19 protein-coding genes are annotated in these 19,971 nt (G+C 59.7%); 10 read left to right on the top strand and 9 right to left on the bottom strand.

Annotated features, from left to right (window positions below):
- Positions 1-49: 49 nt before the first annotated feature.
- Positions 50-1,351 carry an anaerobic C4-dicarboxylate transporter gene (locus HWW83_RS13495; RefSeq protein ID WP_046897952.1) on the bottom strand — a complete coding sequence of 434 codons (1,302 nt, stop codon included), beginning with the start codon at positions 1,349-1,351 and terminating at the stop codon, positions 50-52.
- A gap of 249 nt (positions 1,352-1,600) precedes the next feature.
- Entirely contained in the window at positions 1,601-3,037 is a 1,437-nt protein-coding gene (aspA, locus tag HWW83_RS13490) for an aspartate ammonia-lyase (RefSeq protein ID WP_176589361.1), read from the bottom strand.
- Positions 3,038-3,406: 369 nt separating this feature from the next.
- Here aspA and HWW83_RS13485 point away from each other — a divergent pair, with 369 nt between their 5' ends.
- From HWW83_RS13485 to HWW83_RS13465, 5 genes are all read left to right on the top strand, one after another.
- Positions 3,407-3,895 carry an FxsA family protein gene (locus HWW83_RS13485; RefSeq protein ID WP_046688094.1) on the top strand — a complete coding sequence of 163 codons (489 nt, stop codon included), beginning with the start codon at positions 3,407-3,409 and terminating at the stop codon, positions 3,893-3,895.
- Positions 3,896-4,084: 189 nt separating this feature from the next.
- A complete protein-coding gene (locus HWW83_RS13480) occupies positions 4,085-4,378 on the top strand; it encodes a co-chaperone GroES (RefSeq protein ID WP_004929661.1) in 294 nt (97 codons plus the stop codon).
- A 44-nt stretch (positions 4,379-4,422) separates the two neighbouring features.
- Positions 4,423-6,069 carry a chaperonin GroEL gene (gene groL, locus HWW83_RS13475; protein ID WP_004929662.1) on the top strand — a complete coding sequence of 549 codons (1,647 nt, stop codon included), beginning with the start codon at positions 4,423-4,425 and terminating at the stop codon, positions 6,067-6,069.
- Between the two features lie 226 nt (positions 6,070-6,295).
- Entirely contained in the window at positions 6,296-7,921 is a 1,626-nt protein-coding gene (locus HWW83_RS13470; RefSeq protein WP_176589360.1) for a methyl-accepting chemotaxis protein, read from the top strand.
- 303 nt (positions 7,922-8,224) lie between these two features.
- The gene (locus HWW83_RS13465; RefSeq protein WP_025305007.1) at positions 8,225-8,569 is read left to right on the top strand and encodes a DUF4156 domain-containing protein; all 345 of its coding nucleotides are present in this window, start codon (positions 8,225-8,227) and stop codon (positions 8,567-8,569) included.
- Positions 8,570-8,659: 90 nt separating this feature from the next.
- Here HWW83_RS13465 and epmB read toward each other — a convergent pair whose 3' ends face one another.
- Positions 8,660-9,688 carry an EF-P beta-lysylation protein EpmB gene (epmB, locus tag HWW83_RS13460; protein WP_116286962.1) on the bottom strand — a complete coding sequence of 343 codons (1,029 nt, stop codon included), beginning with the start codon at positions 9,686-9,688 and terminating at the stop codon, positions 8,660-8,662.
- A 42-nt stretch (positions 9,689-9,730) separates the two neighbouring features.
- Between epmB and efp the strand changes: the two genes are divergently transcribed.
- From efp to sugE, 4 genes are all read left to right on the top strand, one after another.
- Positions 9,731-10,297, top strand: a complete 567-nt coding sequence (gene efp, locus HWW83_RS13455; RefSeq protein ID WP_004929666.1) for an elongation factor P — start codon at positions 9,731-9,733, stop codon at positions 10,295-10,297.
- 70 nt (positions 10,298-10,367) lie between these two features.
- A complete protein-coding gene (locus HWW83_RS13450; protein WP_004929667.1) occupies positions 10,368-10,499 on the top strand; it encodes an entericidin A/B family lipoprotein in 132 nt (43 codons plus the stop codon).
- Positions 10,500-10,619: 120 nt separating this feature from the next.
- Positions 10,620-10,751: an entericidin A/B family lipoprotein gene (locus HWW83_RS13445; RefSeq protein WP_004929668.1), complete on the top strand. Its 132-nt coding sequence runs from the start codon at positions 10,620-10,622 to the stop codon at positions 10,749-10,751.
- A gap of 192 nt (positions 10,752-10,943) precedes the next feature.
- Entirely contained in the window at positions 10,944-11,261 is a 318-nt protein-coding gene (gene sugE / locus HWW83_RS13440) for a quaternary ammonium compound efflux SMR transporter SugE (RefSeq protein ID WP_004929669.1), read from the top strand.
- Here sugE and blc read toward each other — a convergent pair.
- From blc to frdA, 5 genes are all read right to left on the bottom strand, one after another.
- Entirely contained in the window at positions 11,255-11,788 is a 534-nt protein-coding gene (blc, locus tag HWW83_RS13435) for an outer membrane lipoprotein Blc (RefSeq protein WP_101453608.1), read from the bottom strand. The genes sugE and blc overlap by 7 nt on opposite strands.
- Positions 11,789-11,872: 84 nt before the next feature.
- Positions 11,873-12,232: a fumarate reductase subunit FrdD gene (gene frdD / locus HWW83_RS13430; protein WP_004929672.1), complete on the bottom strand. Its 360-nt coding sequence runs from the start codon at positions 12,230-12,232 to the stop codon at positions 11,873-11,875.
- Positions 12,233-12,244: 12 nt separating this feature from the next.
- Positions 12,245-12,637: a fumarate reductase subunit FrdC gene (gene frdC / locus HWW83_RS13425; protein ID WP_025305010.1), complete on the bottom strand. Its 393-nt coding sequence runs from the start codon at positions 12,635-12,637 to the stop codon at positions 12,245-12,247.
- A 14-nt stretch (positions 12,638-12,651) separates the two neighbouring features.
- Complete coding sequence (locus HWW83_RS13420) at positions 12,652-13,386, bottom strand: succinate dehydrogenase/fumarate reductase iron-sulfur subunit (RefSeq protein ID WP_033648713.1); 735 nt, start codon at positions 13,384-13,386, stop codon at positions 12,652-12,654.
- Positions 13,379-15,175, bottom strand: a complete 1,797-nt coding sequence (frdA, locus tag HWW83_RS13415; RefSeq protein ID WP_047573004.1) for a fumarate reductase (quinol) flavoprotein subunit — start codon at positions 15,173-15,175, stop codon at positions 13,379-13,381. Before frdA ends, HWW83_RS13420 begins: the two co-directional genes overlap by 8 nt.
- Before the next feature lie 385 nt (positions 15,176-15,560).
- Between frdA and epmA the strand changes: the two genes are divergently transcribed.
- On the top strand, positions 15,561-16,538 hold the full coding sequence (gene epmA / locus HWW83_RS13410; RefSeq protein WP_004929681.1) for an elongation factor P--(R)-beta-lysine ligase: 978 nt from the start codon (positions 15,561-15,563) through the stop codon (positions 16,536-16,538).
- Between the two features lie 73 nt (positions 16,539-16,611).
- Here the strand turns inward: epmA and mscM are convergent, their stop codons facing one another.
- A complete protein-coding gene (gene mscM / locus HWW83_RS13405) occupies positions 16,612-19,959 on the bottom strand; it encodes a miniconductance mechanosensitive channel MscM (RefSeq protein WP_033641615.1) in 3,348 nt (1,115 codons plus the stop codon).
- Between the last annotated feature and the right edge of the window lie 12 nt (positions 19,960-19,971).

The raw sequence follows: 19,971 nt of genomic DNA, 5'->3' as shown, positions 1-19,971 counted from the left end.
CGAGTTTATCGCCAGAAAGAAAACCGGGGCCGCAGCCCCGGTCGACGCCTTACAGCATGACGCTGCCGAGCAGGAAGCCGAATACCACCGCGAAAATCACGCCCATGGTGCCGGGAATGAAGAACGGGTGGTTGAACACGAAGCGGCCGATGCGCGTGGTGCCGGTATCATCCATCTGCACCGCGGCGACCAATGTCGGGTAGGTCGGCAGGATGAACAGGCCGGAAACGGCGGCGAAGGAGGCGACGGCGGTCAGCGGCGACACGTTCAGCGCCAGCGCCATCGGCATCAGCGCCTTGGCGGTGGCGGCCTGCGAGTACAGCAGCGCCGAGCAGAAGAAGAAGATCACCGCCAGCAGCCACGGGTGCGCCTGAATGACGCTGCCGGCCGTCTCTTTGATCCAATCGATGTTGGCCTGGACGAAAGTATCGCCCAGCCAGGCGACGCCGAGGATACAGATACAGGCGCTCATGCCGGCCTTGAAGGTGCTGGAGTTCAGCACCATGTCGGTGTCGACGCGGCACAGCAGGGTGGTCAGCGTGGCGACGCTCAGCATGATGATCAGAATGGCGTTGGTGGTGTTCATCAGCGGCTTGGCCACCAGACCCAGGCCCGGGCTGTTGATGATGGCGTAGGCGACCACGCACAGCACGCCGAGCAGGAACAGCAGCACCGAGGTTTTGGCGCGTGGTTTGATCGCCAGCGCGTTGTTGCCGCGCAGGGTGATCAGGCCTTCTTCCAGGCGTTTCAGGTACACCGGATCGTTAGACAGTTTGGAGTCGAACAGCCAGGTTACCAGCAGCGACATCACCAGCACCGCGCAGAAGGTGGACGGGATCACCACCATCAGCAGGTGCAGGTAGCTGACGCCGTGGCCTTCCATCACCGAAGACATGTACACCACCGCGGCTGAGATCGGCGAGGCGGTGATGGCGATCTGGGCGGACACCACGGCGGTCGACAGCGGGCGGCAAGGCTTGATGCCCTGTTCTTTCGCCACTTCGGCGATCACCGGCAGCGCCGAGAGCGAGATGTTGCCGGTGCCGGCGAAGATGGTCAGGAAGTAGGTGACGATAGGGGCGAGAATGGTGATGTGCTTGGGGTTCTTGCGCAGCAGTTTTTCGGTCTGTTGCACCAGGTAGTCCATCCCCCCGGCGACCTGCATGGCGGAGATCGCCGCAATCACCGCCATGATGATGGAGATGACGTCGAAGGGAATGTTGCCCGGTTTGACGCCGATCAGCGCCAGCGCCAATACGCCCAGTCCCCCCGCGAACCCGATACCGATACCGCCCAACCTGGCCCCTAAAAAGATGGCCAGCAGAACGATAACCAATTCTACGGCTAGCATAGTGTTTACTCCTTAAAATGAGATTTCCCGTCATCCTTGAAACTGCATCGGTGTTGGCTGCGAGCGCTCACCCCAGTCACTTACTTGAGTAAGCTCCTGGGGACTTGCGCTCTTGCCGCCTTGATGCAGTCCCAATGATTTAGGGTGTAAATTGAAAATAAAACGTTAAAATTTTGTGGGCGCCTAAAAGTAAAAAGGCACGCTATCCAGAGGATTTAGCGTGCCTTTCAGGGCTACCGGGTAGGTCTGTTATTGTTCATTTTCATCCGTATAGCGTTTAGCTTTATAGGCCGGGTGCATCAGGTTCTCCACGGAGAAGATGTCATCCAGCTCGGCTTCGGTCAGCAGGCCGCGTTCCAGCACCACTTCGCGCACGCTCTTGCCGGTTTCGGCGCAGATCTTCCCGACGATGTCACCGTTATGGTGGCCGATGAACGGGTTCAGATAGGTGACGATACCGATCGAGTTGAAGACGTAGTGTTCGCAGACTTCTTTATTCGCGGTGATGCCGTTAATGCATTTTTCCAGCAGGTTGTAGCAGGCGTTGGTCAGGATGTGGATCGACTCGAACATCGTCTGGCCGATCACCGGCTCCATCACGTTCAGCTGCAGCTGGCCCGCTTCGGCCGCCATGGTAACGCAAGTGTCGTTGCCAATCACCTTGAAACACACCTGATTGACCACTTCTGGCACCACCGGGTTCACTTTGGCCGGCATGATGGACGATCCCGCCTGCAGCTCCGGCAGGTTGATTTCGTTCAGGCCGGCGCGCGGGCCGGAGGAGAGCAGGCGCAGGTCATTACAGATTTTGGACAGTTTCACCGCCAGGCGTTTGAGCGCGCTGTGCACCATCACGTAGGCGCCGCAGTCGGAGGTGGCTTCGATCAGGTCTTCCGCCGGCACCACCGGCAGGCCGCTGACTTCCGCCAGTTTTTGCACCGCCAGCGGCTGGTAGCCTTCCGGGGTGTTGAGCGCGGTGCCGATGGCGGTGGCGCCGAGGTTCACTTCCAGCAGCAGCTCCGCGGTGCGGTGCAGGTTGCGGGTCTCTTCGTTCAGCAGCACGCTGAAGGCGTGGAATTCTTGGCCGAGGGTCATCGGCACCGCGTCCTGCAGCTGGGTGCGGCCCATTTTCAGGATGGTTTCGAACTCTTTCGCCTTGCGATCGAAGCCTTCGCGCAGCTGGTTGATGGCGTCGATCAGTTTCTGGTTGGAGGCGTACACCGCGATGCGGAACCCAGTCGGGTAGGCGTCGTTGGTGGACTGGCATTTATTGAGGTGATCGTTCGGGTTCAGGTACTGGTATTCGCCTTTTTGATGGCCCATCAGCTCCAGGCCGATGTTCGCCAGCACTTCGTTGGTGTTCATGTTCAGCGAGGTGCCCGCGCCGCCCTGGAATACGTCCACCGGGAACTGATCCATGCACTTGCCTTTATCCAGCACCTCGTCGCAGGCCTGGATGATCACGTCGGCGATTTTGCGCGGGATGGTTTTGAGTTCTTTGTTGGCCATCGCCGCGGCCTTTTTCACCATCACCATGCCGCGAACGAACTCGGGGACATCGCTGATTTTGCTGTTGCTGATGTAGAAGTTTTCAATCGCACGCAGAGTGTGAACTCCGTAGTAAGCGTCTGCGGGGACTTCACGTGTTCCTAACAGGTCTTCTTCGATACGAATGTTGTTTGACATGAGAACCTTCTCTATGTGTTGCTGCCGAATTAATAATTTGTCAGGTCAAGGCTAGTAAGGGCACAGCCTAAATTAATATTGCCGAAGGCTTGGGGCGTGAAACGATTAACCAAATCGCCCGTAGCTGCCCAGATCATATGCTGGTTGGTAAGAAATGACTGAATCCAGATCACCTTATGGTGTTTAAGGATATGCCCTTTTTCGGTTCTGTGACTTCTTTCACGTTTGTGAACTTTAGCAATAAAAACCGGCTCTCGGTTGAAATGGTGGGGGGATGCCCTCATTGTAATAGTGTCGGCCGTTTACGGCCTCTTTTTTCGCGCCGTCGCCCCGTGGCGGCCGTGCCTTACCTACCGATAGGAGAACCAGGTGCGCTGGTTACCGCTACTGCTGATATTTCTGCTGGCTTACATAGAAATATCCATCTTTATCAAAGTCGCCGCCGTGCTCGGCGTGGCTGTCACCCTGCTGCTGGTGGTGTTCAGCTCCTGCGTCGGCATTTCGCTGGTGCGCAATCAGGGCATGAAAACCTTCGTGCAGATGCAGCAAAAACTGGCGGCCGGCGAAAGCCCGGCGGCGGAAATGGTGAAAAGCGTTTCGCTGGTGCTGGCGGGCTTCCTGCTGCTGATACCGGGTTTCTTCACCGATTTCCTCGGCCTGTTGCTGCTGCTGCCGCCGGTGCAAAAATCGCTGACGCTGAAACTGATGCCGCACCTGTCGGTGTATCGCCCCGGCGGTTGGACGGGCGGCGACGCCGCCAACGGCAATACCTTCGACGGCGAATTCCAGCGCAAGGACGACGAACGCCCGGTGCTGGAACACCGCTCGGACGAGGATCGCAAACCTCACGATCGTTAAGCAAACGCGGCTCTGGCCGCGTTTTTCATCTCTGCGGCACTCGTCGGACCAAAAATGCGAAATTTTTTTTGTTCGCCCCCTTGAAGGGGGCTGGAACGCCCCCATCTCAAATGCCACGAGGCCGGTAATAACAACCATCCGGTGTACAACCCTAAATCTGATAGAGACCTTCTTACAGGAGAGCGTTCAATGAGTATTCGTCCATTGCATGACCGCGTTATCGTCAAGCGCAAAGAAGTTGAATCAAAATCTGCTGGCGGCATCGTCCTGACTGGCTCTGCTGCGGGTAAATCCACTCGCGGTGAAGTGGTTGCAGTGGGTAAAGGGCGTGTGCTGGAAAACGGCAACATCCAACCGCTGGATGTGAAAGTTGGCGATATCGTGATTTTCAACGACGGCTACGGCGTGAAAGCAGAGAAGATCGACAATGAAGAAGTGTTGATCATGTCCGAAAGCGACATTCTGGCAATTGTTGAAGCGTAATTGCGCTTTATCTTCTGAACTGAACGAGTTGAAGGGAAATACCAATGGCAGCTAAAGACGTAAAATTCGGCAATGACGCTCGCGTGAAAATGCTCCGCGGCGTGAATGTTCTCGCTGATGCAGTAAAAGTGACCCTGGGCCCGAAAGGCCGCAACGTAGTGCTGGATAAATCTTTCGGCGCACCGACCATCACCAAAGACGGCGTTTCCGTTGCGCGTGAAATCGAACTGGAAGACAAGTTCGAGAACATGGGCGCACAGATGGTGAAAGAAGTGGCCTCCAAAGCGAACGACGCGGCGGGCGACGGCACCACCACTGCAACCGTACTGGCTCAATCCATCATCACCGAAGGCCTGAAAGCGGTTGCTGCAGGCATGAACCCGATGGACCTGAAGCGCGGCATCGACAAAGCGGTTGTCGCTGCGGTTGAAGAACTGAAAAAACTGTCCGTACCTTGCTCCGATTCCAAAGCTATCGCTCAGGTCGGCACCATCTCCGCCAACTCCGACGAAACCGTGGGTAAACTGATCGCGGAAGCGATGGAGAAAGTGGGCAAAGAAGGCGTTATCACCGTTGAAGAAGGCACCGGCCTGCAAGACGAGCTGGACGTGGTTGAAGGTATGCAGTTCGACCGCGGTTACCTGTCCCCATACTTCATCAACAAGCCGGAAACCGGTTCTGTTGAGCTGGAAAGCCCGTTCATCCTGCTGGCTGACAAGAAGATCTCCAACATCCGCGAAATGCTGCCGGTGCTGGAAGCCGTTGCCAAAGCAGGCAAACCGCTGCTGATCATCGCTGAAGACGTTGAAGGTGAAGCGCTGGCGACCCTGGTGGTCAACACCATGCGCGGCATCGTGAAAGTGGCTGCCGTTAAGGCGCCTGGCTTCGGCGACCGTCGTAAAGCCATGCTGCAGGACATCGCTACCCTGACTGCCGGTACCGTTATCTCTGAAGAGATCGGTCTGGAGCTGGAAAAAGCCACCCTGGAAGACCTGGGTCAGGCGAAACGCGTTGTCATCAACAAAGACACCACCATCATCATCGATGGCGTGGGCGACGAAGCGACCATCCAGGGCCGCGTTGCTCAAATTCGTCAGCAGATCGAAGAAGCGACCTCTGACTACGATCGTGAAAAACTGCAGGAGCGCGTAGCGAAACTGGCCGGCGGCGTTGCCGTTATCAAGGTTGGCGCAGCCACTGAAGTTGAAATGAAAGAGAAGAAAGCCCGCGTTGAAGACGCCCTGCACGCGACCCGCGCCGCAGTGGAAGAAGGCGTGGTTGCCGGCGGCGGCGTAGCGCTGATCCGCGTTGCAGGCAAAATCGCCGCGCTGAAAGGCGACAACGAAGACCAGAACGTGGGTATCAAAGTTGCGCTGCGCGCAATGGAAGCCCCTCTGCGTCAGATCGTGGTCAACGCCGGTGAAGAAGCTTCCGTTATCGCCAACCAGGTGAAAGCGGGCGAAGGCAGCTACGGCTACAACGCTTACTCTGAAGAATACGGCGACATGATCGCGATGGGTATCCTGGATCCAACCAAAGTGACCCGTTCTGCTCTGCAGTACGCGGCTTCCGTGGCTGGCCTGATGATCACCACCGAATGCATGGTCACCGACCTGCCGAAGGCTGACGCACCGGATCTGGGCGCAGCAGGCGGCATGGGTGGCATGGGCGGTATGGGCGGCATGATGTAATCATCCCCCACACGCTTGTGTGCTGAAGGCCCCGGTCAAATGACCGGGGTTTTTTTTTAGCTTAAAAATCAATAAAAAGAATGTTTATTTAGCTTGTTATTAGTTCACTGAATGAATTATTGCATTATTTTTCTTTTACCCTAAACCGTTGTCGTTTCGTACCGATATAGCCCTTACCGAGCGGGGAATTTCCCCTCGCCGGTGTGACTGTCAACGGAGACGACTTATGCTGAAAAATATGAAAATAGCCACCTGGCTGATGTTAATGCTGTTGCTGCTGGGCTTGATGCCCATGGGAACCGGCGCCATCGCCTTCTATTTCATGCAGCAAAACGGCCACAGCATCGACAGGATGAGCACCTTCTCCGACGAGGAAGCGGCGCTGAACCGCAGTTGGCGTGCTTTGCTGCAAACGCAGACGCTGATCGACAACATGGCGTTCGAGCGCTGGGCGCAGACCAGCAGAGCCGATATTCAACAGGGTATCGATGAGGCGCGCGTTGAGCTGCGCAGCGCCGACGTCGCTTTCAATCTGTTTTGGGAGACGCCGGGCCTGACGGTATCGCGCCCGGATCTGGGCGAGGCGATGAAAAAGGTCTATCTGGCGCAGCAGGCGGTGCTGAAGCAAGAACTGACGCTGTTGGCCGACACGCCGCAGGCGGCGCTGATCGAGCGGCTGCACGCCATGGCGGCAGAGAAGCGCCAGGTGCGCCAGCGGCTGGATAACCAGTTTGCCGACTACATGCGGGCCACGGTGGCCGCCCACCGTCTGGCAGTGGAAGAGGCGGAGCAGACCCAAAAAGTCTTCGCCCGTCTGCTGAGCGGCACCCTGGCGGTGATCCTGTTGCTGCTGGTCGCCGTGCAGCGTGATTTCCGCCGGCGCTTGATTCTGCCGCTGCGCCAGATCGCCGAACACTTGCAAAAGGTTGGGCGCGGCGATCTACGCAGCGAGATCGCGGTACGCAACAACAATGAGATCGGCATGCTGTTCGCCAGCCTACGCGCGATGCAGCAGGAGCTGAGTGCCACCGTGCAGCAGGTGCGTGACGGTGTGGAGTCGATCAACCACGGTACGCACGAGATCGCCGTCGGCAACGCCGATCTCTCCAGCCGCACCGAAGAACAAGCCAGCGCGCTGACGGAAACCGCCGCCAGCATGGAGCAGATTACCGCCACGGTGCGGCAAAACGCCGATAACGCCACTCAGGCCGCCGGCATGGTCAATCAGACCGCCGCCATTGCCCGCAACGGCGAAACGCTGATGGCCAGCGCGGTCGACAAGATGCGGGCGATCAACGACAGCGCGCGTCAGGTGGGGGATATCACCAGCGTGATCGACGGCATCGCCTTCCAGACCAACATTCTGGCGCTGAACGCCGCCGTCGAGGCCGCGCGTGCTGGGGAGCAGGGGCGGGGTTTTGCGGTGGTAGCCGGCGAAGTGCGCAATCTGGCGCAGCGCTGCGCGACTTCGGCCAAGGAGATCAGCGGTCTGGTCGACGGCGTAACCGGCGATATCGCCGCCGGCGTGCGGCTGGTGGAACAGGCGGGCGAGACGATGAATGCCATCGTCGGCTCGGTGAACCAGGTGACGTCGCTGATGGATAACATCTCCTATGCGTCGGAAGAGCAAAGCAAAGGCGTCGAGCAGGTCGGGGTAGCGGTGACCCAGATGGATCAGGTGACCCAGCAGAATGCCGCCCTAGTGGAGGAGGTGGCGACCACCGCCGTCGGCGTGGAGGAACAGGCGGCCCTGCTGGCGCAGGCGGTGGCGGTATTCAAACTGGCGGAGGGGGAACCGCGTCAGGGCGAAGAGCTGGCGCAGGCATCGGCGGTCGTTGCCGGTTGGGTATAACGCCGCCGCACTGTATTTGATGATATTTTTGCCGCCCGGGGCGATTTAGCTGGTAAACTGGTAAGTCATCAGCTGTCGCTCAAGACGTTGGCCCGCTCGCGTGGCAACGGATGCTTAAGAGATGGCATCGCTTTCTGATATACCCTATGAATTTCAAGTTGTAGCTAGGCGGCCAGCTCGTGAGTCCCCAGGCGCTTACTTGAGTAAGTAACTGGGGTGAGCGAGTGCAGTCAACAACGCTACAGCTTGAAAGGCGACGGGTAGAAGATTTTGCGTAATTCTCAACATCGAATGGGGAACAAGATGCGGATTAAAGCCTTACTGGGTCTTTCGGCAGCGATGCTGCTGGCGGGTTGCAGCACCACTCATGAACTGACCGCTGCGGGTCAGCAGATCAAGTTCACCGACAGCAAGCCGGCGGCGGAATGCCAGCTGCTGGGGGAAGTGACCGGCACCCAGAGCAACTGGCTGTCCGGCAACGGCGGTGAAGGCAGCTCCATGCGCGGTGCGGCCAACGATCTGCGCAACAAGGCAGCGGCGATGGGCGGCAACGTCATTTACGGCGCCAACAGCCCAAGCCAGAACCTGCTCTCCAGCTTCGCGCCGCTGGACAGCAAAATGGTCGGCCAGGTTTACAAGTGCCCGTAAGGCGCTGAGGCCTAACGCCGCGAAGAGATAAAAAAAGAGGAATGCCACGGCATTCCTCTTTTCGTTTCGTCGAGCCCTGTGGCGCGCGCGTCACTCCTGCATCAGGCGCAGGTCGATCGGCGTTTTGCTCGGTTCGCCGCCCACTTCACGCGTCAGGCGCGGCACCAGATAACCGGACACCTTGCTCAGCAGCGCCTGCATGATGACGCGCGCTTCATCGTCGCTGACCATGAAATGCGCCGCGCCCTGCACCTTGTCCAGCACGTGGATGTAATAGGGCAGGATGCCGGCGTCGAACAGCGCGTTGCTGAGCGCCGCCAGCGTATCGGCATCGTCGTTGACGTCGCGCAGCAGCACGCTCTGGTTGAGCAGCGTGACGCCGGCGAGGCGCAGCTGGGCCATGGCGCTCTGCAGCTCGCGGTCGATTTCGTTGGCGTGGTTGATGTGCGTGACCATCAGCACCTGCAGGCGCGAGGCCGACAGCAGGCGGCACAGCGCCGGCGTAATGCGCGCCGGGATCACCACCGGCAGACGGGTGTGAATGCGCAGGCGTTTCAGGTGCGGGATGGCCTCCAGCTCGCCGACCAGCCACTCCAGCTCGCTGTCTTTGGCCATCAGCGGATCGCCGCCGGAAAAAATGATCTCGTCCAGTTCCGGGTGTTGGCGGATATAATCCAGCGCCTGCCGCCAGTTGTTCTTGTTGCCCTGATTATCCTGATAGGGGAAGTGACGGCGGAAACAGTAACGGCAGTTGACCGCACAGCCGCCTTTGACCAGCAGCAGCGCGCGATTGCGGTATTTGTGCAGCAGGCCCGGCACCACGCTGCGCTGTTCATCCAGCGGATCGGTGGTGAACCCTGGGGCGTTGATGAACTCCTCTCTGGCGGTCAGCACCTGGCGCAGCAGCGGGTCGTTGGCATCGCCGGGGCGCATGCGCGCAGCGAAGGCGCGCGGCACGCGCAGGGCAAACAGCCGACGGGCATCGCGCCCCCGCGGCAGTTCCGGGTGCGTATTCAGTGACAAAAGCTGCAGTAATTCATCGGGATCGGTAATAACATCGGCGAGTTGATGCAACCAATCTTCTCTATGTGCCGTACTTTGGGTTATAATGTGTGCCATTTTTTTGGCTAAGCTACCAGTTCAAATATTCAGAGGGCCATCATGGCGACTTATTCTAGCAACGATTTCCGTCCGGGTCTTAAAATCATGTTCGAGGGCGAACCTTACGCCGTCGAAGCCAGTGAGTTCGTTAAGCCGGGCAAAGGCCAGGCGTTCGCGCGCGTGAAAATGCGCCGTCTGCTGACCGGCACCCGCGTGGAAAAAACCTTCAAGTCTACCGATTCTTGCGAAGGCGCAGACGTGATGGACACCAACATGAACTACCTGTACAGCGACGGTGAGTTCTACCACTTCATGCACCCTGAGTCTTTCGAACAGCATCAGGTTGACGGCAAAACCGTCGGCGACGCGGCCAAATGGCTGCAGGATAACGCAGAGTGCATCATCACCCTGTGGGATGGCCGTCCAATCGCCGTTCAGCCGCCGAACTTCATCGAAGCGGAAATCACCGATACCGATCCTGGCCTGAAAGGCGATACCGCAGGGACTGGCGGCAAGCCGGCTACCCTGAGCACCGGCGCCGTGGTAAAAGTGCCGTTGTTCGTCCAGATCGGCGAAGTGATCAAGGTTGACACTCGCTCTGGCGAATACGTCTCTCGCGTCAAGTAAGTTTCAAAACAGAGGAACCCCCGCGGTTCCTCTGTTTTATCCCATCCCCGTTCGTTGGCAGAAAATCCGCATGTTCAAGAAAACGCTGTTGGCCGTGCTCTCCCTGTTGTTCCTTTTCTCCCTCAGCAGTTGCAATACGTTTCGCGGTTTCGGCGAAGACGTTCAGCATCTCGGCGGCGCCATCTCCCGCACGGCCAGCTGATCCCGCCTTTAACCCGATGTATTTGCGCCACAAAGCCGGTCACGATCCTACACCCTCCGTCAATTTTGACTACGCTTAGAAAGCCGTACTTTTTCATCAACGACAAATAAGGACTTTCTTATGCTGAAGAAAAGTATTATCGCGATCTTCTCTTTGATGATTTTGAGCTCGCTGACCGCCTGCAATACCACCCGCGGTGTGGGTGAAGACATTCAGGCCGGCGGCAAGGCTATTCAGCGCAGCGCGGAATAATCCGCATTCCACCCGGCGGCGTTCCGGCTGCGGAGAGCCGCCACATTTCTATCCCTTGCCTGAGCGTTAACGCTGCTGCTATCCTGCCGCAGTGCGGGTGAGGTTACCCGTCATGCATCACCTCGCTAAACGGGACGACCCGTTTACGCGTCATTTTATCGGGGACGACCCCAGTGGTAGGGAGGCCGTCTCATGGCCTGGATTATTCTGCTTATCGCCGGTTTGCTCGAAGTGGTTTGGGCTATCGGTCTGAAATACACCCACGGTTTTACCCGGCTGACGCCGAGCATCATCACCATCGCCGCGATGGTGGTCAGCATGTTGCTGTTGGCCAACGCCATGAAAACGCTGCCCGCCGGCACCGCCTACGCGGTGTGGACCGGCATCGGCGCGGTGGGTGCGGCCATCATGGGCATGGTGCTGTTGGGCGAATCGACCAATATCGCGCGCATCATCAGCCTGTGCCTGATCGTGGTCGGCATACTCGGGCTGAAGTTCAGCAGTCACTGATCGGCGGACTGCTGCACCCAGATCAGCTTGTCGGTGGCGAAACCGTAGCCTTTGGCTGTCTGCAATAAACGGTCGCGCACGGCGGCGTCAAGCGTCGGCGTGCGCGACAGGATCCACAGATAGTCGCGGTTCGGGCCGCAAACCAGCGCGTAGCCATACGCCGGATCCAGGGCAATCACGTTGTAGCCGCCATAGAAAGGGCCGAAGAACGACACTTTCAGCGCCGCGACCTGCGGTGAACCGATAAAGTAGGCTTTGCCTTCGCTTTCTTGCCATTGCTGTTTCTGCGGATTGAAGCCGCGATTGATGACGTTCAGTCCGCCGTCGGCGCGCGGGCTGTAATGGGCGGTCACCTGCTGCAAACCGCGTTCAAAACGATGATCCAGACGTGCGATCTCATACCAGGTGCCGAGATAGCGCTGGCTGTCGAAATTGTTCACGACCTTGATGTCTTTAGGCGGGGAGACGCTGCAGGCGACGGAGAGCAGGGCGGAAAGCATGACGCAAAGCTTTGACCATAAACGCATCGGTGACTCCTGTTTACCGGGGGCGAGTAGACAGTGTAGCCGATGAGAAAAGGGCGGCCAACGGGCGTTGGCCACCCGAGCGGTTTACAGAGTGACGACGCCGATGACGGTGACGACGCTGAGGATTGCCGCCAGACCGTAGAACACCCACTTGCCGGCCGGCACGTGGATCTTCAGATCGTGCATCGCATGGTGGATGCGGTGCAGGCCGCACCACAGCGGCAGAATGATCATCAGCAGCAGGAACAGGCGGCCGATCAGGCTCTGGCAGAACGCCAGCACGCGCTCGTAACCCAGCGCTTCACCGGGGAACAGCCCCAGCGGCAGCAGAATGCCGACCAGCAGTACGATAGCCGGCGCGACGATCGCGCCCCACATGCCGCCGGCGCCGAACAATCCCCAGAAAACCGGCTCGTCGGAGCGTTTAGGTGCTTGATTTATCATGTTTCCTCCGGATTAGAACAGGGCCACGGCCAGGATGACCACGCTGACGACGATCGTGACGGCCCACAGCCCTTTCACGATGGGGCCCGGTCCCATTTTCTCGCTGTTGACCACGATATTGGCGGCCTTCGGCGCCAGATCGAACCAGGTTTTGGTGTGCAGCGCCGCCGCCAGCAATGCGACGACGTTGATTAACAGCACCAGCGGATTCTGCAAGAAACCGACGAAGCCGGCCCAGCTCTCGGCGCCGCCCTTCAGCGCGAACACGCCGTAGAGCAGCACGATGCTGAACCAGACCGCCAGCACCGAGGTGCCTTCGCGCAGCATGTAGAAACGGTAGAAGCCGAGCTTTTGCCACCAGGTGGGCGTCATGGTGCGCACATAGGGCTTACGTTGAGTTGTCATGGCAATTTTCTCCCTTATTGCGGCTTCAACATGGCGATCATGAAGTCTTTGGCGCTCTCCACCTTGCCTTGCTGGATAGCGGCGGCGGGATCGACGTGTTTCGGACAGACTTCGGAGCAATAGCCGACGAAGGTGCAGCTCCAGACGCCGTTTTGGCCGTTGAGCTGCGGCATGCGCTGTTTCTTGCCGTGGTCGCGGTTGTCCAGGTTATAGCGGTGCGCCAGCGTGATCGCCGCCGGGCCGATAAACTCGGGGTTGAGGCCGAACTGCGGGCACGCCGCATAGCACAGGCCGCAGTTGATGCAGCCGGAGAACTGGTGGTATTTGGCCATCTGCGCGGGAGTCTGCACGTTCGGGCCATCCTCCGGTTTGCGATCGTTGCCGATGATGTACGGTTTGATCGCCTCCAGGCTTTCGATGAAGTGGGTCATGTCGACCACCAGATCGCGCTCGATCGGGAAGTTGCCCAGCGCTTCGACCTTCATGCCGCCGACGTAGTCGCGCAGGAAGGTTTTGCACGCCAGCTTCGGCACGCGGTTGACCATCATGCCGCAGGAGCCGCAGATCGCCATGCGGCAAGACCAGCGGTAGGAGAGGTCCGGCGCCAGGTTATCCTTGATGTAGCCCAGCGCATCGAGCAACGAGGTCTGTTCGTCGTAAGGCACGGCGTAAGTGACGAAATGCGGCTCGGCGTCGCTTTCCGGGTTATAGCGCATGACTTCGATCTTCAGGGTTTGCATCTCAGCCATTTGCCTGCTCCTTATTCTTTTTCTCCTGCGCTTCGGCTTCTGCGCCGTAGACGCGTTTGGCCGGCGGCAGCTTGGTGATTTTCACGTCGCTGTATTCAAGACGCGGCGCGCCCTGCGGATTGTGGAATGCCAGCGTATGCTTGAGGAAGTTGACGTCGTCACGCTCGGTGCAGCCTTCGTCCAGGCGCTGGTGGGCGCCGCGCGACTCTTTGCGGTTAAATGCGGAGTGCGCCATGCATTCAGCGACGTCCAGACCATAACCCAGCTCGATGGTGTACAGCAGATCGGTATTGAACACGCTGGTGTTGTCGGTGATTTTGACGCGCTTGAAACGTTCTTTCAGCTCGGCCAGCTTATCGATGGTTTTTTGCATCAGCTCCGGCGTGCGGTAGATGCCGCAGCCTTCTTCCATCGACAGCCCCATTTCGTCGCGGATCTTCGCCCAGTTTTCGTTGCCTTCCTGCTTCATCAGGTTGCCCAGGCGGGTTTCGACGTCGCGGGTTTGCGCATCCAGCGCGCTGCCGTTGGCCGGCGCGGTTTCCAGCGCGCGGCGCGCGGCGTGTTCACCGGCGACGCGGCCGAATACCACCAGTTCCGCCAGCGAGTTGGAGCCGAGACGGTTGGCGCCGTGCAGGCCGACGGAGGAACATTCGCCGACTGCGAACAGCCCTTTGATGCGGGTTTCGCAGTTCTGGTCGGTTTCAATGCCGCCCATGGTGTAGTGCGCGGTAGGGCGCACCGGGATCGGATCTTTCACCGGATCGACGCCGACGTAGGCCTTGGCCAGTTCGCAGATGAACGGCAGCCGCTCCAGCAGCTTTTTCTCGCCCAGATGGCGCAGATCGAGGTAGACCACGTCGCCGCGTGGGGTGGCGATGGTGCGGCCGGCGCGCCATTCGTGCCAGAAGGCCTGGGACACTTTGTCGCGTGGGCCCAGCTCCATGTATTTGTTCTTCGGTTCGCCCAGTGGGGTTTCCGGGCCCATGCCGTAGTCTTGCAGGTAGCGGTAGCCATCCTTGTTCACCAGGATGCCGCCTTCGCCGCGGCAGCCCTCGGTCATCAGGATGCCGGAACCGGGCAGGCCGGTCGGGTGATACTGCACGAACTCCATGTCGCGCAGCGGTACGCCGTGGTGGAACGCCATGCCCATGCCATCCCCGGTCACAATGCCGCCGTTGGTATTGTAGCGGTAAACGCGCCCGGCGCCGCCGGTGGCCATCACCACCGCGTTGGCGCGGATCTGCACGCGGGTGCCTTCCATCATGTTGAGCGCCACCAGGCCGCGCGCCTGGCCGTCATCCACCAGGATATCCAGCACGAAGTGCTCGTCGAAGCGTTGGATTTGCGGGTATTTCAGCGAGGTCTGGAACAGGGTGTGCAGCATGTGGAAGCCGGTCTTGTCGGCGGCGAACCAGGTGCGTTCGATCTTCATGCCACCGAAGCGCCGCACGTTGACCGAACCGTCCGGTTTACGGCTCCACGGGCAGCCCCACTGCTCAAGCTGGGTCATCTCGCGCGGGCACTGATGCACGAAGTGATCGACCACGTCCTGCTCGCACAGCCAGTCGCCGCCGGCGACGGTGTCGTGGAAGTGATAGTCGAAGGTATCGTGATCCTGGGTGACGGCGGCGGAGCCCCCCTCGGCGGCGACCGTGTGGCTGCGCATCGGGTAGACCTTAGAGATCAGCGCGATTTTCAGTTGGGGATTGGCTTCCGCTGCGGCTATTGCTGCACGTAAACCAGCGCCCCCGGCCCCAATAATGGCAAGATCGGCGTTAAAGGTTTGCACTGCATTCCTCCAATGTTCTTGTTAAGAACGGCAAGTTAAATATCTATGCTTAAAATTTAGCGAACTCTTCGGGTGCTAACTAATTGAACCGATTAATGTTGCTTAAAGGTTAAGGATAGATATCTCCCACCAATAATGGGGAATTAACTATACCTAAAGTTAAGTAGTCGAAATTTGATGTGATCGATTGTTTTGTCGATTAACGCTTGCCCGGCAGGCTTGTCTGTTTTTTTGCGCGTTCGGCCGGCTTTACCCTTTTTAACGCGCTTTTGCCGCCCTTTTATCGGAAATTGGCGTTATCGCCGGTTGCGCATCGTGAAGAATTTGTTTGGCTGCAAGGATGCGAGTAGACTGCATCCCCTGTTTGATTTCGGAGTTAATTACCATGAGCGAAACGGCAAGCTGGCAGCCTAGTGCACCCATCGCCAATTTGTTGAAACGCGCAGCGATTCTGGCTGAGATCCGGCGTTTCTTCGCCGATCGTGGCGTGCTGGAAGTTGAGACGCCCACCATGAGCCAGGCGACGGTCACCGACGTTCACCTGTTCCCGTTCGAGACGCGTTTCGTCGGGCCGGGAGCGGCAGAGGGCCTGACGCTATACATGATGACCAGCCCGGAATATCACATGAAGCGCCTGTTGGCGGCGGGCAGCGGCCCGATCTACCAAATGGGGCGCAGCTTCCGCAATGAAGAAGCCGGGCGGCATCACAACCCGGAATTCACCATGCTGGAGTGGTACCGTCCGCACTACGACATGTACCGCCTGATGAATGAGGTGGACGATCTGCTGCAACAGGTGCTGGACTGCGAGAGCGCGGAGACCCTGTCCTATCAGCAGGCGTTCCTGCGCCATCTGGACATCGATCCGCTGTCGGCGGAGAAGGCGCAGCTGCGCGAAGCGGCGGCCAAACTCGATCTGAGCAACATCGCCGATACCGAAGAAGATCGCGATACGCTGCTGCAGCTGCTGTTCACCGTGGGCGTGGAACCGCATATCGGCCGTGAAAAACCGGCGTTCGTGTACCACTTCCCGGCCAGCCAGGCGGCGTTGGCGGAGATCAGCACCGAAGACCACCGCGTGGCGGAGCGTTTCGAGGTGTACTTCAAGGGTATCGAGCTGGCGAACGGTTTCCGCGAGCTGACCGACGGCCGTGAACAACAGCAGCGCTTCGAGCAGGACAACCGCAAACGCGCGGAGCGCGGCCTGCCGCAGCAACCGATCGACTACAACCTGTTGGCGGCGTTGCAGCACGGCATGCCGGAGTGTTCCGGCGTGGCGCTGGGCGTGGATCGTCTGGTGATGCTGGCGCTGGGCGCCGAGAGCCTGAGCGACGTATTAGCCTTCCCGGTCGGGATCGCCTGACGTTTCAGGACGGGTCAAAAGCAAAAAAGGGGGTCGGCATTTGCCGACCCCCTTTTTTTATCGCGAGAAGCGCTTATAGCCCCCCGGCGTCGCGCTTGGTGTTCGGCGCCGGCGTGGACGGCGGCGTGCGGCCGTTGTTGGTTAGCCGCGACAGCGTCTCGGTACGCACCTGGAACGGCGGGTACGGCAGCGTGATGCCGTGCTCGCGGTAGCCCGCCAGGATCAGTTGGTGGATCTCATGGCGCAGCGGCATACGGTGGCCCATCTCGGCGGCGTAAATACGCATCTCGAAGATCTGAATGCCTTGTTGCAGATCGACCAGATAGACCTCCGGCGCCGGGTTATCCAGCACCAGCGCGCAGCGCTCGGCGGCGTTCATCAGGATCTTGGTCACTTCTTCGCTGTTGGCCTCGCCCGGCGCCGGTACGGTCAGCACCACACGGGTCAGGGTATCCGACAGCGACCAGTTGACGAACTGCTCGGTGATAAACGCTTTGTTCGGCACGATGATCTCTTTGCGGTCCCAGTCCGAGATGGTGGTGGCGCGGGTATTGATCTTGGTGACGGTGCCGGTCAGATTGCGGATCGTCACGGTGTCGCCGATGCGGATCGGTTTCTCGAACAGGATGATCAAGCCGGAGATGAAGTTGGAGAAGATCTCCTGCATGCCGAAGCCCAACCCCAGACTGAGCGCGGTAACCACCCACTGCAGTTTCGACCATTCGATGCCGATCCAGGCGAAGCTGAGCACCGCGCCGAACAGCAGCAGCAGGTACTTGGTGATGGTGGTGATGGCGTAGCCGGTGCCCGGGGACAGATCCAGGTGCTGCAGCACCGCCAGCTCCAGCAGCGCCGGCAGGTTGCGCACCAGCTGCATGGTGATGATCAACACCAGAATGGCGATCAGAACCGCGCCGAGGGTGATCGGATGGGCGGTTTCCACGCCGTTCACCGTCGAGGTCACATCCCACAGCGAGATGTTTTCCAGGAAGGCGAACGCGGAGTGGATCTCCGACCACAGTACGATCACCGACACCAGCGCGATCAGCGTCAGGATCGAACGCACCAGCCGCAGCGACTGGGCGCTGATGGTGTCCAGATCGAAGTCCGAATCGTCCGGATCGATGGCGCCTTCGGTGCTGTTCGGGGTATGTGAAGTTTCGTCTTCGCCGCGGGCGCGCTGGGCCAGAATGTCGGCGCGGCGCTGCTTGGCGCGATCGAAGGCGATGCGCCGCCGCTGGATCAACATCCAACGGCGGATGATGTGGTAGACGACCAGCAGCAGGAACCAGATCGCCACCGAAGTTTCCAGACGCGCCAACAGCGCCTGCGCGGTGGTGAGGTAACCGACGGTCGAGGCCAGCGCCGCCAGCAGCGGCGCCGACAGCAGCAGCCCCCAGAAGGCGCTGTTGAGCATGTTGTCGCCGGAGCCGTTTTTATCCAGATACAGCGGAATGCCGGCGCGTTTCAGGCTGTGGGTGACCAGCGCCAGCGCCAGACACAGCAGGATGAAGCACAGCCGCCCCAGGGTGTTGGCGAACTCGCGTTCTTTCAGGCTATCGAAGGTGATCAGCGCCATGATCAGCGGCACGATCAGCCAGATCGACATCTTGTAGTAGCGCATGGCGCGCGAAACCTGCTTCGCCGGCCAGCGGAAGTGCACGATGAACAGCCCCTGCGGGTGGGCGAAGGCGGCGCAGATCATGCAGATCCACAGGATCGGCAGCGTGGCGGTTACCCCTTTGCCGATCGCTTCCGCCACCGGGTAGTTCCAGGCGCTTTGCAGGCCGTAACCGAGCGCGGCCCACAGCACCGGCAGCGGCATCGCCACCAGAATCGACCAGAACACGGTGCGCACCGTCAGGAAGAATTCGTCCTGCGTCACCTTGCCGACGCGGCTGCTCGCGCGCTCGAGGAAGGCGTGGTAGTGCTTGCGCGAGCTGATGCTGAAAATCACCAGCAGCAGGGCGCCGAAGATCGGGATCAGCGTTTCGCGGCTGGTCACCATCATCATGAAGGCGCCGCCGAGTTGAGACAGCGTGTCCAGCGACAGGACGCGCGTCAGATCGTGCGCCACGTTGAGCGGGTAGGAGAAGTTGATCGGATTGACGTCCGGCACCCAGAACAGATAGCGGTGGGTGGCATCGCGAATTTCGTTCAAGGCTTCGATCAGCTGGGTGTTGGCCACCTTCAGCTTGGTCAGCTCGAGGATTTGGGTGTCGCAACCGGACAGCAGCGAATTGAGCAGCTCGCGCTGGGTGCGCAGCTGGGCATCGACGATGCGTTGCTCCTGGTTGGTCAGCGCGCTGCCGTCGTCGCGTTTGAATTCGCGCTGCGACAGTTTTTCCAGCTGGTTTTCAAACTGCAGGCGCTGCACGCGCAGTTGGGCCATGTCGCCGTCCAGCTGTTGCGGCTTGGGCATTTCCGGCAGTGTCGCCACCTGGGCGCGCAGGGTTTCCCCCAGCGCCGACGACGAACCGAGCCACTGGGCCTGCTCGATGATGGTGCTCAGCGCCTGGCGCACCTGCAGCGTCTGCGCCGCCGCCTGCCGCTGCTGCGATGAAATCAGATCCATGCGCTGCGCCTGGCTGTTCAGCGCGGCGGACAGTTCGCGGTTGATCTGCAGCTGCTGGCTGATGCTTTTTGGCAAATCGCCGTTCTGCTCGGCTAACTGCTCGGTTTTTTCCAGCGCCAGCTCTGCTTCGCGTTGGCGCTGGGCGTTGAGGTTATTGCGCAGCGCCTGCAGCTGAACGTCTATTTTCTCGTGGCGCTTTTTATAGACCTCGGCGCGCATGCGCGCCAGCTCCTGACGGTTGTTGGCCGACAGCTGCGCCAGCTCCAGCTCGTCCACTTTGGCTTTGCGCGCCGCGGCTTCGGTCTGCAGCAGGGCCAGGGCGGCCTGCGCATACGGCGTGGTCGGGTTGGCGGGCTGCGCCTGCAGGCGGCGCTGCACTTCCGTCAGCGCACGGCGGGCGTCGGTCTGCTGCTGCGGCAGCTGGCCGAGCGAATCGCTGATCTCCCGCGTGCGATCCTGTTCTTGCTGCAGCAGGCGCGCCTGTTCCAGCAGCAGGCTGCTGGTTTGCAGGATCTGCTGTTCCAGCTCGGCGGCCGGCAGATCGTCGCCGTTAGGCAGGATCTTGTTGCTTTCCAGCACCAGCTGACGGCGCAGCTCCTGCGTCATCTTCGGAAAATCGTCGATCACCCTCTGATACTGCTCGGAGCGAGTCTGCGACTCTTTGCGCTCCGTCAGCCAGTTGAGGGCGCTTTGCAGCGCCTCGGTGGTTTCCGCCTGATTCGGCGCGTTTTTGCTGCTTTCCGCCTGCTTCAGCTCCTGTTTGAGCTGGGTCTCGGTCGGCACGGGGGCGGCCAGCGCCGGTTGCCACAGCAGGCAACCGAGCAAAAGCGTGATGAAAAGGCGCACGGCGTCGATTCC

It is taken from the genome of Serratia ureilytica, assembly GCF_013375155.1.
In the GTDB taxonomy this organism is placed as follows: Bacteria; Pseudomonadota; Gammaproteobacteria; order Enterobacterales; family Enterobacteriaceae; genus Serratia; species Serratia ureilytica.
This window is presented reverse-complemented; position numbering and strand designations above follow the sequence as displayed.